Annotated in this window: 16 protein-coding genes; 1 reads left to right on the forward strand and 15 read right to left on the reverse strand. The window is 64.0% G+C overall.

Annotated elements, in window-relative coordinates; genetic code table 11:
- Window positions 1–29: 29 nt before the first annotated feature.
- From AC3ISR_RS12890 to AC3ISR_RS12945, 12 genes are read right to left on the reverse strand one after another with little or no spacing between them, the layout of a single operon-like run.
- Window positions 30–857, reverse strand: a complete 828-nt coding sequence (locus tag AC3ISR_RS12890; RefSeq protein WP_463984480.1) for a DUF4198 domain-containing protein — start codon at window positions 855–857, stop codon at window positions 30–32.
- A gap of 8 nt (window positions 858–865) precedes the next feature.
- Complete coding sequence (locus AC3ISR_RS12895; RefSeq protein ID WP_463984479.1) at window positions 866–1,177, reverse strand: hypothetical protein; 312 nt, start codon at window positions 1,175–1,177, stop codon at window positions 866–868.
- 28 nt (window positions 1,178–1,205) lie between these two features.
- Window positions 1,206–2,150, reverse strand: coding sequence for a metal ABC transporter substrate-binding protein (locus tag AC3ISR_RS12900; RefSeq protein ID WP_489324780.1), 945 nt, complete (start codon window positions 2,148–2,150; stop codon window positions 1,206–1,208).
- The gene (locus AC3ISR_RS12905; RefSeq protein ID WP_192300998.1) at window positions 2,147–3,052 is read right to left on the reverse strand and encodes a metal ABC transporter permease; all 906 of its coding nucleotides are present in this window, start codon (window positions 3,050–3,052) and stop codon (window positions 2,147–2,149) included. Before AC3ISR_RS12905 ends, AC3ISR_RS12900 begins: the two co-directional genes overlap by 4 nt.
- Window positions 3,049–3,717 carry a metal ABC transporter ATP-binding protein gene (locus tag AC3ISR_RS12910; RefSeq protein ID WP_225595731.1) on the reverse strand — a complete coding sequence of 223 codons (669 nt, stop codon included), beginning with the start codon at window positions 3,715–3,717 and terminating at the stop codon, window positions 3,049–3,051. The genes AC3ISR_RS12905 and AC3ISR_RS12910 overlap by 4 nt, the downstream gene beginning before the upstream one ends.
- 14 nt (window positions 3,718–3,731) lie before the next feature.
- Complete coding sequence (locus tag AC3ISR_RS12915) at window positions 3,732–4,664, reverse strand: metal ABC transporter solute-binding protein, Zn/Mn family (RefSeq protein ID WP_192300996.1); 933 nt, start codon at window positions 4,662–4,664, stop codon at window positions 3,732–3,734.
- Window positions 4,661–5,362: a DUF6162 family protein gene (locus AC3ISR_RS12920; protein ID WP_192300995.1), complete on the reverse strand. Its 702-nt coding sequence runs from the start codon at window positions 5,360–5,362 to the stop codon at window positions 4,661–4,663. Before AC3ISR_RS12920 ends, AC3ISR_RS12915 begins: the two co-directional genes overlap by 4 nt.
- Entirely contained in the window at window positions 5,362–5,850 is a 489-nt protein-coding gene (locus tag AC3ISR_RS12925; RefSeq protein WP_192300994.1) for a DUF6644 family protein, read from the reverse strand. The genes AC3ISR_RS12920 and AC3ISR_RS12925 overlap by 1 nt, the downstream gene beginning before the upstream one ends.
- 32 nt (window positions 5,851–5,882) lie before the next feature.
- Window positions 5,883–6,359, reverse strand: coding sequence for a DUF6644 family protein (locus AC3ISR_RS12930; RefSeq protein WP_192300993.1), 477 nt, complete (start codon window positions 6,357–6,359; stop codon window positions 5,883–5,885).
- A gap of 21 nt (window positions 6,360–6,380) precedes the next feature.
- Complete coding sequence (locus AC3ISR_RS12935; RefSeq protein ID WP_489324781.1) at window positions 6,381–7,862, reverse strand: alpha/beta hydrolase domain-containing protein; 1,482 nt, start codon at window positions 7,860–7,862, stop codon at window positions 6,381–6,383.
- Window positions 7,863–7,872: 10 nt separating this feature from the next.
- The gene (locus AC3ISR_RS12940) at window positions 7,873–8,628 is read right to left on the reverse strand and encodes a hypothetical protein (protein ID WP_489324782.1); all 756 of its coding nucleotides are present in this window, start codon (window positions 8,626–8,628) and stop codon (window positions 7,873–7,875) included.
- A gap of 53 nt (window positions 8,629–8,681) precedes the next feature.
- The gene (locus tag AC3ISR_RS12945; RefSeq protein WP_192300991.1) at window positions 8,682–9,071 is read right to left on the reverse strand and encodes a DUF6152 family protein; all 390 of its coding nucleotides are present in this window, start codon (window positions 9,069–9,071) and stop codon (window positions 8,682–8,684) included.
- A 204-nt stretch (window positions 9,072–9,275) separates the two neighbouring features.
- Here AC3ISR_RS12945 and AC3ISR_RS12950 point away from each other — a divergent pair, with 204 nt between their 5' ends.
- The gene (locus tag AC3ISR_RS12950; RefSeq protein ID WP_192300990.1) at window positions 9,276–10,613 is read left to right on the forward strand and encodes an alginate export family protein; all 1,338 of its coding nucleotides are present in this window, start codon (window positions 9,276–9,278) and stop codon (window positions 10,611–10,613) included.
- 41 nt (window positions 10,614–10,654) lie between these two features.
- Here the strand turns inward: AC3ISR_RS12950 and AC3ISR_RS12955 are convergent, their stop codons facing one another.
- From AC3ISR_RS12955 to AC3ISR_RS12965, 3 genes are all read right to left on the reverse strand, one after another.
- The gene (locus AC3ISR_RS12955; protein WP_489324783.1) at window positions 10,655–11,218 is read right to left on the reverse strand and encodes a cytochrome b; all 564 of its coding nucleotides are present in this window, start codon (window positions 11,216–11,218) and stop codon (window positions 10,655–10,657) included.
- An 84-nt stretch (window positions 11,219–11,302) separates the two neighbouring features.
- Window positions 11,303–12,757 (reverse strand): aldehyde dehydrogenase family protein, encoded by a 1,455-nt coding sequence (locus AC3ISR_RS12960; RefSeq protein WP_192300988.1) that lies wholly within the window; start codon window positions 12,755–12,757, stop codon window positions 11,303–11,305.
- 15 nt (window positions 12,758–12,772) lie between these two features.
- Window positions 12,773–14,149, reverse strand: coding sequence for an aspartate aminotransferase family protein (locus AC3ISR_RS12965; RefSeq protein WP_192300987.1), 1,377 nt, complete (start codon window positions 14,147–14,149; stop codon window positions 12,773–12,775).
- Window positions 14,150–14,329: the final 180 nt, after the last annotated feature.

The following is a 14,329-nucleotide window of genomic DNA, read 5'->3' on the forward strand; positions in this document are numbered from 1 at the left end:
CATCGCGAAACCTTGCCGGTGCATGTCTTTTATTTCATATCCCTGGCCTGCACCCACAACACGGCGTCCTGGGAGAGCGGTTTGCCTTTATGGGTTTTGGTACTGCCGATGTTAAGTGCGGCAATACCCCACCAACCCGCCCGGGGCAGGCCGATGGTCAGCACGCCCTGGGCGTCTGTGTAGGTGCTCTGGGCCTTGAATGAGGCTTGCGGTGCCGTGACGTAGTCTTGCTCGCCGAAGGCGTTGTTCGCGATGTCGACGCTGTGGTTGAGGTATTCGATTTCGACTTCGGCAAACGGCACGGGCTTGCCGTCGGCCAAGACCACGGCGCGGAACACGCCACCTGTCCAGTTTGCATAGGGCTTGCTCAGCGGCTGGATCTCCACGGGCAAGCCCTGGGGTTCTGACCAGTTGCCGGGTACGCCACCTACGTTGACGATCAGCTTGGTGAACTGCTGGATATACACGTCCTCTTCCGATTCCAGGTAGGGCTCGGGTTCCAGCACAAATACGTGGTCACCCAGCGAACGCACCAGCTCGCGGGGAATCGAGGCGCGATAAGCGGTGGTCCGGTTGTCGCGACTCTGCCATTGCACCGGGCGCAGGTAGTGGCGCAAGTCGATTTTTTCGCCACCGTGGGCGCTGATGTGGCTGAACGCGCGGGGTTTTTCCATCACCATGGTCGGGCCGCCGGAGAACGGGTGCGTAAACACCAGCGCAAACTCCAGACTCTGCGCACGCGTCAGTGCGGTGTCTTCCACGTAGAGCATCTGGAAATGCGCCTGGGCCACGCCAGTCAAGCCACTGAACGCAGTAACGGCAAGGGCTTGGAGCAGTTGTCGGGTTGGGATCTGCATGCTCGGTTTCACCTTGTGATGTCGGAGGACTGAAGCGTGGCGTCATGGGCGTCGCCGCCGAGGAACACCACGGAGTAGTTTTCGGCGGGCGCCTGGAACGTAAAGGTGTTGTCCTGGCCGATGCTGCCTTCGAGCAACACCTTGTCTCTCGCGTCCCGGACCTGGACTTTTCTGCCCAGGGCCGAGCTGCCGTCCGTATAACCTGCCTCGCATTTCACCCGGTCATCGCGCTCGATGTAGCAGTCGAATACGGGGGCATGGGCGAGGGCGAACTGGCAGAACAGCACGCTGCCTGCGATCAGCAGTTGTGGGGATTTCATGGGGTTTGGTCTCCACCCTCGAAAGTGATCATGGGTGCGCTGCGAAGGCCGCCAGCAACGCGTTCAGGTTTGAAACTACAAGGGCGTCGTAGCTGTTGGCCGGGTCGGCGAGCATGCCCGGGTTGCCCGTGTCGAGGATCAGCAGGTGTGCGCCTGCGTCCTCGATGGCCTGGACGATCCGGGCGTCCGGCGCCCATTTGTGGACCACCACGCGAATCTCACGCTCGCGCAGATAACGGGTCAGTGCCGTGCGGTCGGCGTCGCTCCAGTCAATGTCCTGCCGGACGAACCAACCGTCGACATAGATGCCGAACTCGCCGAACAGATAGATGAACTCATTGGCCAGTGACAGCACGCGCAGGTCCGGGATTTGCACCAGTCGGGCGCCATACTCGGCCTTGAGCGCACGCAAACGGCCTTCGAGTGCCGCCAGGTTGCGTGTGATGCGGGGCGCATCTGCAGGGGACAGGCGCGCCAGGTCTGTGGCGATAATCGCCGACATGCGCATGGCGTTGACCGGCCCGAGCCAGGCATAGGGAGACTGGCCGCCATCGGCCTCCTGGGGGGCTGCCCACGGTACGTCATTCGATGGCACGCGGGTCACGGCGACGCCGGGCTTGATGCTGTCCCAGGAGTGTGCGGCATCGATCTCGACGATCCGCAGGTTGTGGCGCCGGGCGGCGGCATAAAGCGGGTCTGCCCGCCACAGGCTGCCCAGGGTGACCACGGCGACGGCCCGTTGGAACACCCCGGCGTCCAGGCGCGACAGTGCGTTGGCCTGGCTTTCCATGGGCACTGCGGCCGCTTGTGGCACGCGCACGACCTCGATTGCCGTGCCGTCGCTGAGCGCCGAGGTGAGTGCATACACGGCCGGCAGTGCGACCAGCACCTGTTGGCGGCCGGCATCGGCGCCGGCGACCAGTGAGTTACCCAGCAACAGCGCCAGTATCATCCCCATGCAACGCCTGTTCATACGCTTGCCCCTCTGAAACGCGACGCGCAGGCGCGAATGACCACGGTGACCAGGAACACCAGTGCCGCCACGATCACGATGGCGCCTCCGGTCGGCACCGGAATGTGCAATTGCATGGGCACCAGGATGCCGACCACGCAGGAAAATGTGGCGATCAGCACGGCGCGGGCGACCAGCCCCGGCAGTGAATGGCTGATGTTGCGCGCCGCGGCCGCCGGTATCAGCAGCAAGGCTTCGACGAGTACGGCGCCGATGATTTTCAGGCAGGCCACCGTCACCAGGGTGACCAGCACCACGAACAGGTACTCGACGCTGCGCACCGGCACGCCACGCGCATGGGCCAGGCTCGGATTGAGACTGGCGAGCAGCATGCCGTTGTACGCCGGCAGGCCGAAAAGCGCACAGGTGGCCGTGACCACCAGCAGCACATTCATATCGGTGTGGTCTACCGCCAGGATCGAGCCAAACAGCACGCTCTCCATCACGTGGGTGTTGATCTTGGCCGACACGAACAGCAGCAATGAGGCGCCGACCGCCAGCGAGATGGACAGGAACACTCCGATCAGCGTGTCGTTGGCCAGCGTGGTGCGGTGTTGTGTGTACTTCAACGTCAGCGCGAACAGCAGGCAGAACCCGAACATCGAAAAGTATGGCGAGGTATAGGACTCGCCGATCAGTACGCCGATCGCCACGCCAGTCATCGCCGCATTGCCCACGGACTGGCTGAAAAACGCCATGCGCTTGATCATCACCATCGAGCCCAGCACCCCTAGCAGGGGGCCGATCAGCAGTGCGCAAAGCAGCGCGTTGATCACGAATTCGTATTCGAACGGCTGTGGCAGCAGGCCGTTGGCGGCGAGCGCCTGCAGTTGGTTGCGAATGAAATCGTACAGGGCGTTCATTGCAGGTGCTCCCAATGGTCGCAGCTGCCATGGAACAACAGGCGTTGATTGATCACCGTGACCGATTGCGCAACGCGCTTGACCTGTTCCAGGTCGTGGTTGATCCAGAGAATGGTGACGCCCTGGGCGTGCAGTTCGCTGACCAACTCCTCCACCAGGCGCACACCGGGTTCGTCGATCCCGGCCGTGGGCTCGTCGAGGATCAGCAGCCGCGGCAGCGGGCTGATCGCCTGGGCCAACAGCACGCGCTGGCGTTCGCCTCCAGACAGGCTGCCAAAGGGCTTGGCGCCCATTGCGCCTACCCCGGTGCGCTGCAAGGCCGCGTCGCTGCTTGCCCTGGCTGCGCGGGATGCGCCGAGAAAGGCCGGCCGACGCTGGCCGAGCAGGGCCATGACGTCGTTGACGGTCATTGGCACGTGGCGGTCGAAATCCGGCAATTGCGGTACATAGCCCATGGGCGTGGTGATCTCGCCCTCCAACCGCACGGTGCCCGAGTGCGGCATCTGGCCCAGCAGGGCACGTACCAGCGAGGTCTTGCCACCGCCGTTGGGACCGACCAGGCAATGCAGGGCCCCGGCCTCGATCCGGAAGTTCACGGCGTCCAGCACTGGGGCACCGCCCAGTTGCAATGAGACGTTGTCGAATACCACGGCAGGTCCACGCATTGCTGATTGCTCCTTCATTGCTGGGTGAACTCGACGGCTTCGGCCAGGGTCTCGAGGTTTTCGGCCATGGCCACCTCGAACTCGTCCGCGCTGTAGGTGCTGCCAGTGATATGCGACAGCGCAAACACCTTCACGCCGGTGGCAGCTTCGATGGGCTTGGCCAGGTCGAGGGAGAAGTTCTTCTCGGCAAACAGCACACGCACATGGGCGTTCTTGATCGCCTCGATGGTATTGGCCAACTGGCGTGCCGTCGGCGCAACGCCATGGCGCGGTTCAATCACCGCGCTGACAAACAGGCCGAATTCCTGCATCAGGTAGTCGTAGCCGGCGTGGGTGGTGGCACAGCGAAAGCCGGACAGGTCCAGTGCGGCAAAACGCGTCATGAAACGCGCGCGCAGTTCGCGGATACGCGTGGCGTACGCCAGGGCGTTGTGGCGGTACGTCACGGCGTTGGCCGGGTCCAGCTCCCCCAGTTTGCGGGCGATCTCGAACACCTGTTGTATCGCTGCGGTCGTGGAGACAAAGGTATGCGGGTTGACCACCTTGACGCCGCCCTGGTCGCCCCCCACCGGAATCAGCGCGACCGAGGCATTGGCCTGGATGATCGGCAGCGTCTGCGTACGGCCGGCCGCCTTGACGATCTGGAAGGCCCATTCATCGTGGCCGATGCCGTTGACCACCAGCGCATCGAGGCTCATCGCCCGGGTGATGTCGTCGGGCTGCGGCTGGTAGTTGTGGGGGTTCGCCTCTGCCGGGATCAGCGGCACCACGTCCGCGCGGTCACCGACGATATTCGCCACGAAACTGTAGTAGGGGTGCAGCGTGACGCCGATCTTGAGTTTCTTGCCTGCGTCCGGCGCGGCGCCTGCCAGGGCCACCAGCGGAATCAGCGCGAGCAGCGCCATGCAGCCGCGCCACAGGGCGCGCAGTGAGGTGGAGGCAGTCATGGCTGAGTTCCTTTTACGCGTTCGACTTCGCTGGCGCCGTCGTAAGGGATGACCTGGCGCCAGCCGGCGCCGACCAGCGACTCGGGCTTGACGATGCCAGGGTAGGGCGCATTCGGGTCGCGGTGGACCCAGATCGTCGCCTGGTTCGCCCACATGACTCCCGCATGTGCATGCCCGATGACCAGCAGGTACGCACTCTGCCCCGGCGCTCGGCCGGCAGAACCGTAATACACGGTGGCGCCCTGGCCCTGGGTGGCCTGCGATACGCTGCTGACAGTCGGGGTGGCCGGTGCGTCGGCAGCGGCCGATGGGTCATGGGCCTGGTGGGTGCCGGGCAGGATCAGTTGCCAGTGCACTTCGCCGTTGGTTTTCCAGAAACCGTCACGGTAGAACGGCGGCAGCAACAGCTTCTGCGCATGTTCCAGGGTGATCCAGCCTCCGGTGTCGTTGTTGTTCCAGATGATTTCTTCACCGGCGGGCAACAGCGCGCTGTGAATGGCCTGGTCGGCGGCGCCCAAGCCATCGAAGGAACGCACCTGCCAGCTCAAGGGCACGGGCGGGCCGACGCGCTCGGGGCGAAACATCACGTAGCCGAGCACGCCAGCGGTGACGGCCAGGGTCGCCAACAGCAGGCCCAGCGACTCCCATCGACCGGAGGCGGGGCGCACCACCTGGGTTGCAGCGCTCGCGCCGGCCATCAGAGAAACGCAATCCAGCGGCCAAGGAAAATCACCCCGGCCCACAACGCCAGGGAGCTGGCGCCCGCGACCCGCGCCTGGCTGGGCGGTGGCAACGTGGTGTCCCATTCGCCGATGCGGCGAAACGCGCCCAGGTGGAACACCGCCATGTTGAGCCCTGCCAGCACCAGCAGGCCCATCTTCCACAGGAAGGCGGTGTTCTGCACATAGGTGGTGCCATTGGCGCAGAACATCAGCAGGCCGGTGATCACGCACACCGCGAATGCGACCCACGTGAACGGCAGCAAGTCATTGATCAGCCGCAGCGCGCTGCGCCGATGGGCCGTCACGCCAAGCAGACGCAGGTCGACCACGGCGATGGTGCCGTAGACGATGGCGATGCCGATCACATGCAGCGATTCCAACAGCGGAAAGGCCGAGCCCGACTCGCGGATGAAGGTGGCGACGGCGGTGTCCTGGAGGGTTTGCAGCAACACTTGAATATCCATGGCGGTTACCTGAAGGCGTGGGTTGAAAACGCTTAGATCGTGTAGGCGATCCAGCGACCGCAGATGATCACGACGCACCACAAGCCGATCGACAGCCAGGCCAATGCCTTGATCGGGCGCGGATCGCCGTTGTCGGGGGCGCGTAGCAGCGGGCGGCGCAGCCACAGCGTCAGGCCGAACGCCGTCACCACCAGGGCCATCTTCAGCCAGAACGTGGTGTTGACCAGGACCCGGTCGGGCTCGGCGATGATCATGAGCAAGCCGGTCATGAGCAGCACGATGAGTGCGTTGCGCATCCACGGGTAATAGCGGCGAACCACGCCGCGCATGGGTTCGTCGCTGGCCAGCACGCCAGCCAGGCGCAGGTCGGAAACGAGCGCCGAACCGAACAGCACGGTGATGGCGATGATATGAATGCTCTGCACCGTGGGAATGACCCAGAGAATGTCGCGGATGGCGGTGCTCAGGGGCGATGCATAGATCCAGGCAATGATGAGTGACGATGACATCGGCGTTCCTTCCTCGTGGGCTTAGAAGTCTTGGGGTGTCGCGATCGGCCGCAGGCGCGCCGCATCCTCTGGCAGCAGGTAGCCTTGCTGGATCGAAACGGCTTTGGCTTCTTCGAATTTCTGCGCGTAGCGGTTGAAGTTGGCGTAGTGCCGGCCCAGCACGTCCTTCGCGTAGGCCACCTTGGTGTCGTAGATCAGGCCGCAGCCGGTCTCCTGGTCGGTAAGGTAGGTCGCACTCGGCACCTGGACCCACGGCGGGCGCACGCCGCCCTGTAGGTTGCCGGTGGCCGGGGCACGTGCGGCCGCCTTGCCGTCGCGCACCACCCTTGGCGCCTTCGGCATAGGGGTGCCGTCGCGCACCCAACGGTCCATGCGATCGAGCAGCGCCGACACCACCAGCTCTACGGGTTCGTCGTACAGCGTCTGGCAGCGAGGGTCGTCGCCCTTGCCGACATCGGCCGCCAGCGGTTCGGTGTGCTCGGTCCCCAGGTCGGCCAGGCGTAGATGAGGCATGCCGGTGACTTCGTAGTAACGCAGCTGCGGGCTGTCGGTGTCCGAAGGCAAGGGGATGCCTTCGATCACGTCGTGCAGGGTTTCGGACTGGCTGTAGACGGTCACGAACGGCACGCCCTCGGGCATCTGGCGCGGCACGCGGATGACGTCGCCGCCGACTTCGCCATAGGCCATGCGGCCGGTCATGTAGGCATCGATCAGCGGCCTGCCGTCAGGCAGGCGCCATTGTTGGTGGCGGCCCTGGTCGAGGTAGTTCATCCAGACTTGTGCAGTCACGGCCCAGCTATTGACGTAGACACGCTGCACGTCGAAGCCGGCCAGCGGGCCCTGTGTCGCAGGGGTTTTCAGCAGCAACGCCAGCTGCGCCGCGATGCTTTGTGACTGCGGCGCGAACGGATCGGGCACGGTGCCCCGGCTGAAATGCTCCGGGTCGTAGTAAGTGCCCAGCGGCGCATACCGCGCGTAATCGAAGCGGCGCATAAAGTCGAAATTGACGATTCGTCCGTACCTGGCGATCTGCTCGGCCTCGGCCGCTGGCGTGTCCGCGATGAACTTGGGATCGACCCGCGGCTGGTTGGTGTTCAGCGTGTAGCCGACATAGGCGTAGCCACGGCGCAGCAAATAGTCGCGGGTCAGGATCCATCCGGCGCCACGCTCGCCAAACCAGCTGAAGGGCTCGATCACCACCGTGCCGTTGAAGCGCGCGGGGTCGGCCGGTCGGCGCACCAGAATGCGCGTGGTGTAGGGCGCGTCGAAGCGTTGCTCACCAGTGGCGGTAATGGCCGGGGCGATGCCTTGCAGGTAGAACTCTTGCTCGGTGTAGCCGTACTGGTCGAGGTCGCTGTACTCGGTGCCGGGACGTAATGCCGACGACAGCGGCAAGTGGCCCGACGGCGGCACGGCAATCGCGGTCGGCAGGCGCGGCACGTCGGCCCACGCGTTCGACGTGAGCGCCAGCAACAGGCCGCCGAGGGTCATCGTGCGCTGCATCCGGCCCACCTTATTCAAGACTGAGGGACGCCTTGCCCTCGCTGTCGATCACGATCTGGTTGTTCTCGCAGACGTACTCTTGAATCGCATAGCTGGAGCGCTTGTAGTCGAACGTGAAGCGATACGGCGTGTTGAGCACCTGCGGGTCTTCGATCAGGACCTGATCCTCCAGGTGATCAGGCCCGCGCAGCCGGATGCGTTCGGTGATCTTCATGTCCGGGCCGTGGGGCACGTCATAGAAGTGCACGTCGCTGCGCACACGCTGGGTTTCGACGACGAGGGTGTCGCCTTCCCAATGCCCACGCGAATGGCCCTGGTACAGCGGGTCGAGTTTTTCCTTGGGCGGCATCGCCTGGTTCAACAGAATCCGGCGGACCTGCTGCAGGTATTCACCCAGGACGACCACTTGCTTGCCGTCGTGAATGATCTGGATCGGGAACAGCGCCGCCATCATTGTCGGCATGCCTTCGGGCAGGCATTTGGAACTGGTGGTCGCGAGCGGAGTGCCAGCCTCATTGGCGGCGGCCTGTTTCTGCTTGAACGCGGCATATTCGGCGGCATACGGCGCCTTGAGGTCCATCGGCCCGCCGGGGTGCACGGGGTCGTCCGGGTTCTCGCCAAACCAATCGTCTGGAGTGCGTTCCCAGGTGCCGCTGATATCGGGCTTGGGTTTGGGCATTGTCGCGGCGTTGGTTAGCGCTGTGCTCGTCGCAAGGGCGAAGCCCAGGCCGATGATTGCTATGTGCAAGGTGCGTGTCGGTTTCATAGAGACATCTCCACAAAGTGGTGCGGTGCGGTTGGGCGGCAAAGAGACGGCGTTCAACCGCCGCCCGAGAGCACCACGTCACCGATCTTGATCTCCACGAGGAGCCCGCCGGGTTCGCCGTTTTTCAGCGGTTTGAAGGACACCTCGGCGTTCTCGCCGGCCTTGATCGAGTCTGCGCTCCAGCCGGTGCGCTGCAACGCGTTGACGCTGCCCGTCTCGATCTTGTAGCGCTGGGGCGGCGGGCCGGGGGCATCGAGGTAAATGGTGATGTGCGGGTTGGTCCAGGCAAAGCGTTCCACCACACCCTTGACGGTGACCGTGCGGGTCTGGTCGAACAGCGCGAAGGAATGGTGGGCCGTGGCGGTTGACGACAGGGCACTGCAGGCAACCAGGCTCAGCAGGCAAAGTCCCTGGCGCAACAGCGGGGAGGGCAGAACAGTCATGACGGGTGCCTCGGTTTTTATGGTTCTTATGGGCCCAGCATAGGGTGGCGAAGTGGGCAGGCCGTAGCCCAAAACGGCAACCAGTGGCGGTGAGCGAAGGAATTCGCGCGATGGCCATGCACATGCTGATTTGGGTTACCGCTGGCAGGGTTGAATCGGAAAAATCGCGACTCGCCTCATAAATATAAAAACAGGAGAGACGTCATGCGCAGCCCCCCTTATGCCCCGTTACTGTCGCTGGTTGCACTGTGTGCATTCGAGCCGCAAGCACACGCCTACACGCTGTACAACGAAGAGGATGGTGGCACCGTTTTGAACGCTGAACTGGGCGCTGGCTTCGGCTGGTTCGGCAGTACCCGCAATTACCTCGCCGACCCGCAGAAAGTACCCGGCAGCATGCGTTGGCAAGAGGGCTACGCCAAATATGGCCTCAACGGCACCACCGACAAGCTTACCGCCGGCTCGATCTACGGTGGCTTCAGCCTGCTCAGTTCCGCCACATGGGGCGATGGCGACACCGGCAAAAACACGGCTGGCAATGAGCGCAGAACTGCCGTGGAAGACGCCTACCTGGGTTGGCGCTCGGGCGAGCTGATCCCTGCCCTGGGCAAGGACGGCGTGGATTTTTCCTTCGGCCGCCAACTGGTGACGGTGGACGGCTTCCTGATTACCGACGATGGCTTCAACCCCGGCAACGCCTTCAGTCCCATCGCGGACGTCAACGATGGTCGCTTCAACCGTGGCGGCGCCTTCTACCTCGGCCAGCGTCTGGCGTTCGGCAATACCGCCGTGCTCAAGGTGGGCGGTAAGGAGGGCTTGCACGGCAGCCTGATCTGGCTCAAGTCGGATAACCCGGGGCAGTCCAAAACCGAAGTGGCGGCGGCCACGGTCGACTACACGACGCCGTTCGGCTCGCTCGGTTCCACCTACATACATGGCCTGGATGTCGAGGAGCGCTACGCCTTCGCTGATCGGATGGAACGCAAAGGCATGAACATCTACAGCCTGCGGGGCCAGGGCAACGCCGGGATCGACAACGCCGATTTCGCCTTTGAAGTGGCGCGCCAGGAAAAACGCTCGGGGTCACAGCGTGCGATGTTCTTCGACGCGGGCTACACCTTCGCCGACGTCAAATGGCAGCCGACGCTCAGCTATCGCTATACGCGGTATTCCGAAGGTTGGGATTTCCTGTTCCAGGGCGGTTTCCGCAAGCGCTACCAGGGTGAGGTTGCGGCCAACTACGCCGGCTCCGTGACGTCGAACATGCAGATCAACGATGTCCTGCTCTCCGTGCGGCCGACCGACAAGCTGACGCTCAATGCCATGGCCTTCGACTACCACCAACTGTCCCGTAAACAACAACAGAACTTCAGTGCGCGAGAGGTGGATCTGTTTCTTGATTGGGTGGTAACGGACAACATCACCCTGTCGCCGCTGGTTGGCTTCTACAAACCAGAGAAGTGGCTGGGCAATGGTGGGCTGCAAAGTGGCAGCGCATCCACCAACACGTACATGCAGTTGATTGTGTGGGTGACGTTCTAGAAGAGGGCGGCGTTGGCGCCTGGCGCCAACGCCTGTTTGCCTCAGAGCATGCGGCGCAACACGTCGTTGCGTGGGGCCTTGTCGTAGAAGCGGTGCTTGAGGGCGCCGGCGATGTGCAGCACGATCAGCGCGAGCAGGGTGTAGGCGCACACCTTGTGCAGCAATTGGAACACCACGAACCAGTCGTCATTTTTTGGCAACAGCTCTGGCAGGTTGACGCCAAAAAAGAACACCCCGTCGCTCATGGTGAACGTGCTCGACATGGAGTACCCCATCAGCGGCACGATCACCAGCAAGGCATACATTGCCCGCTGGATCAGCCTGGACAGCACGCGCTCATGCGGTGCCAGTGTTTCCAGCGGTTGTGGAATGTGCGGCGTGCGAAAGCGCACGGCAATCTGGGTCAGCACCAATAGGAACGCCAACACCCCGAAGGATTTGTGCCAGGGGTAATACAGCTCGAATTTGCTCGCCACTTCGTCATTCATGCCGGTCATGTGCCAGCCCGCCCAGAGCAGGCCGGTGATGATCACTGCGCGCACCCAATGCAGCAGGCGCAGGGACGTCGGATAACGATCGATTGTCGTTTGGTTGTTTGAGTTCATCACGGTTTCTCCAACGGTCAGCAAGGGGGCGCCTGGGAGCGCGCCACCCAGGCAAGGGCGGCGCGCTCGGTGCGGGGGAAGGACTCAGGAAGGCATCAGCACGGTGATGACTTTCTCCTCGGTGTAGGCCAGCGCGCCACTGAAGCCGCCTTCACGCCCGATACCACTGGTCTTCAGGCCACCCCACGGCAGGTTGGCGTCCAGCGGGCTCCAGCAGTTGATACCCACGGCACCGGCCTTTACCGCCGCGGCGACGCGGTGTGCGCGCACCAGGTCGGTGGTCCACACGGTCGCCGCCAGGCCGTAGCTGGAGTCGTTGGCCAGGGCGACCGCTTCATCTTCGGTGTCGAAGGTGATCAGGGTGCCGACCGGGCCGAAGATCTCGTCCCTGGCAATCGCCATGTCGTTGCGTGCGTTGGCGAAGATCGTCGGGCGCACAAACCAGCCGCGCCCGGGGGGGGACACGCCACCGGCGAGCAGCGTCGCACCTTGGTCGATGCCCAGCTGAATGTAGCGGTTGACGCGCTCGAACTGGGCTTTCTTGGCCACCGGGCCCATCTGTACGCCGGGCTGGTGCGGGTCGCCGACGTTGACCGCCTGCGCGGCTTCAGCCAGCGCCGCGCCGAAGCGTTCGGCGAGACTGCGCTGCACCAGGATGCGTGAACCGGCGGCACACACCTGGCCCTGGTTGGCGAACAGGCCGAGGGCACAGCCGCGTACCGCGTCGTCGAAGGACGCATCATCGAACACGATCTGCGGGCTCTTGCCGCCCAGCTCCAGGGCCACGCGCTTGAACAGCACGCCGGCCGTGCGCTGGATCTCGCGACCCGCTTCGGGGCTGCCGGTGAAACTGATCTTGGCGATGTGCGGGTGTTCGCACAACGCACGCCCGACCTCGGCACCGTAGCCGGTGACTACGTTGATCACGCCGTCCGGGAAGCCTGCTTCCTGCGCCAGCGCCGCCAGGTGCAGGGCCGACTGCGGGGTCTCTTCCGACGGCTTGATCACCACGGTGCAACCGGCGGCCAGCAGCGCGGCGAGCTTCCACACGGTGATCATCAGTGGCGAATTCCACGGCACGATGGCGCCGACCACGCCCACGGGTTCGCGCACCGTGTACGAGAGGGTGCGGGTGCCGAAATAGCCGCCGGTGGGAATGGTGCGACCTTCCAGCTGGTTGGCCCAACCGGCGGCGGCGCGCAGGTTGGCGATGGCGTTGGGCAGGTCCATCCGGCGCGGTTCGATGGGCGAGCGGCCGATGGCGTTGGCGTCCATGTCCGCCAGGCGCTCGCTGTCGCGCTCCACCAGGTCTGCCAGTTTTGACAGCAGCCGGCCCCGCCTGGCGCCATCGAGCTGGCTCCAGGCGCCGCGCTCAAGTTGCTCGAGCGCGGCACCCACGGCGTGGTTGACGTCCTCGACGCTGCCGCGTGCGCTGCGGCCGTAGACCTGTTCGGTGACCGGGTCGAGCAGGTCGATGTAGCGTCCGCTCGAAGGTTCGGCGGCGGCGCCTGCGATGAAGTGGTTCAACTGTTCAGTCATGTTGTGCTCCTTGGATCAGGCCTTGAGGGAGGCCAGGGCGTCGCCGAAGATGTCCAATGCCTTGAAGAACAGCGCACGGGAGATGGTCAGTGAAGGCATCACGCGCATCACGTTGCTGTAGCGACCGCAAGGGATCATCAGCACGCCGTGGTTGATCAGGTAGCCCATCAGTTGGCCGATCTTTTCACCGGCCAGTGGCGCCTTGGTGAGCGGGTCCTCGACCAGTTCGATACCGATCATCAGGCCGCGCCCGCGTACTTCGCCGACGAAGGGGCTGTTGAAGCCGCGGATGCGTTCCTGGGCTTGCAGGCCCAGGTCGTGGGCGCGGTTGAGCAGGTCGAGTTCCGGGTCTTGCAGGATGCTGATATTGGTCAGCGCCACGGCTGCCGACAGCGAGTTGGCGGCGAAGGTATTGGGCATCGAACCGTCGGGGATCTGTGCGGCCAGGTCCGAGCGCATGATCAGGCCGGCCATGGGCAGGTCGCTGCCGATGCCCTTGCCAAAGGTGAGCATGTCGGGTTTGACACCGGAGTGCTCGACCGCCCACATCTTGCCGGTACGGCCCGCGCCGGACTGCACTTCATCGACAATCAGCAACGTGCCGCTGCGGTCGCACGCTTGGCGCAGGCGTTGCAGGAACTCGGGGGAGGGCGGCACGTAGCCGCCTTCGCCCTGCACGGGCTCGACGATCACGGCGGCCACGTCATCGGCGGCGGTGTACGGGGTGTTCAGCAGGTAGTCGACGTAGTCGCCGGCGATCTGCTCGGCGCTCTTGTGGGTGGTGTCGAAGGGGAAGCGGTAGGCGTACGGGTAGGGCGCGTGGATCACGCCGCCCATCTGTGCGCCGTAGCCTTTGCGGTAGGCCGTGCCGGTGGTGAGGGCGCCGGATGCGTTCCATACACCGTGATAACCGCCATGGAAGGCAATGATCTGATGCCGCCCGGTGATGCGCTTGGCGAACTTGATCGCGGCCTCCAACGCATCGCTGCCGCTTTGGGTGAAGAACGTAATGCAGTCGCCGCGCAAGCCGTCGGGGGCGATCTCGGACATCTTCGCCGCCAGTTCGGTACGGCGGGTGCTGTTGATCTCCAGGGCGTGCATCAGCACTTGGGATTGTGCCTGGATGGCCTGCACCACTTTGGGGTGGCAACGGCCTACGCTGCTGACGCCGACACCGGCGGACAGGTCGATGTAAGTGTTGCCATCCGGGTCCTTGAACGTGGCGCCAAAAGCGCGGTCCATCGCCACCGGCATGCGGCCACCCCCGCGGGCCATCGACTCGGTACGCGCCGACAGCGCCAGGGCCTCGCTCGCCTTGGGGCCGGGCAGGGCGCTGGAGATGATCCGCGGGGCATCCGCGAAGTGCAGGGCTTCAAATTTGGCTTCACTCATGACGGTCTCTCTGGAATGTCGATTTAAGTCAGCCCGATCATCTGCGTGGCGGGTTGCAGGCCGGTAGCCCGAATCGGCAATTGCGCGTGTCAGCCCCAGGGAGGCGCGGAATCTCAGAAACAATTTGCAGGATTTTTGCGATATGCGACTATCCAAAGGCGCGGCGATCTAAAAACAAGA

The organism is Pseudomonas sp. GL_117, assembly GCF_057835125.1.

What these genes read in the sequence shown, in the direction of transcription:
- AC3ISR_RS12890 (WP_463984480.1), bottom strand. Translation starts at nt 857, where the DNA reads ATGCAGATCCCAACCCGACAACTGCTCCAAGCCCTTGCCGTTACTGCG.
- AC3ISR_RS12895 (WP_463984479.1), bottom strand. Translation starts at nt 1,177, where the DNA reads ATGAAATCCCCACAACTGCTGATCGCAGGCAGCGTGCTGTTCTGCCAG.
- AC3ISR_RS12900 (WP_489324780.1), bottom strand. Translation starts at nt 2,150, where the DNA reads ATGAACAGGCGTTGCATGGGGATGATACTGGCGCTGTTGCTGGGTAAC.
- AC3ISR_RS12905 (WP_192300998.1), bottom strand. Translation starts at nt 3,052, where the DNA reads ATGAACGCCCTGTACGATTTCATTCGCAACCAACTGCAGGCGCTCGCC.
- AC3ISR_RS12910 (WP_225595731.1), bottom strand. Translation starts at nt 3,717, where the DNA reads ATGCGTGGACCTGCCGTGGTATTCGACAACGTCTCATTGCAACTGGGC.
- AC3ISR_RS12915 (WP_192300996.1), bottom strand. Translation starts at nt 4,664, where the DNA reads ATGACTGCCTCCACCTCACTGCGCGCCCTGTGGCGCGGCTGCATGGCG.
- AC3ISR_RS12920 (WP_192300995.1), bottom strand. Translation starts at nt 5,362, where the DNA reads ATGGCCGGCGCGAGCGCTGCAACCCAGGTGGTGCGCCCCGCCTCCGGT.
- AC3ISR_RS12925 (WP_192300994.1), bottom strand. Translation starts at nt 5,850, where the DNA reads ATGGATATTCAAGTGTTGCTGCAAACCCTCCAGGACACCGCCGTCGCC.
- AC3ISR_RS12930 (WP_192300993.1), bottom strand. Translation starts at nt 6,359, where the DNA reads ATGTCATCGTCACTCATCATTGCCTGGATCTATGCATCGCCCCTGAGC.
- AC3ISR_RS12935 (WP_489324781.1), bottom strand. Translation starts at nt 7,862, where the DNA reads ATGCAGCGCACGATGACCCTCGGCGGCCTGTTGCTGGCGCTCACGTCG.
- AC3ISR_RS12940 (WP_489324782.1), bottom strand. Translation starts at nt 8,628, where the DNA reads ATGAAACCGACACGCACCTTGCACATAGCAATCATCGGCCTGGGCTTC.
- AC3ISR_RS12945 (WP_192300991.1), bottom strand. Translation starts at nt 9,071, where the DNA reads ATGACTGTTCTGCCCTCCCCGCTGTTGCGCCAGGGACTTTGCCTGCTG.
- AC3ISR_RS12950 (WP_192300990.1), top strand. Translation starts at nt 9,276, where the DNA reads ATGCGCAGCCCCCCTTATGCCCCGTTACTGTCGCTGGTTGCACTGTGT.
- AC3ISR_RS12955 (WP_489324783.1), bottom strand. Translation starts at nt 11,218, where the DNA reads ATGAACTCAAACAACCAAACGACAATCGATCGTTATCCGACGTCCCTG.
- AC3ISR_RS12960 (WP_192300988.1), bottom strand. Translation starts at nt 12,757, where the DNA reads ATGACTGAACAGTTGAACCACTTCATCGCAGGCGCCGCCGCCGAACCT.
- AC3ISR_RS12965 (WP_192300987.1), bottom strand. Translation starts at nt 14,149, where the DNA reads ATGAGTGAAGCCAAATTTGAAGCCCTGCACTTCGCGGATGCCCCGCGG.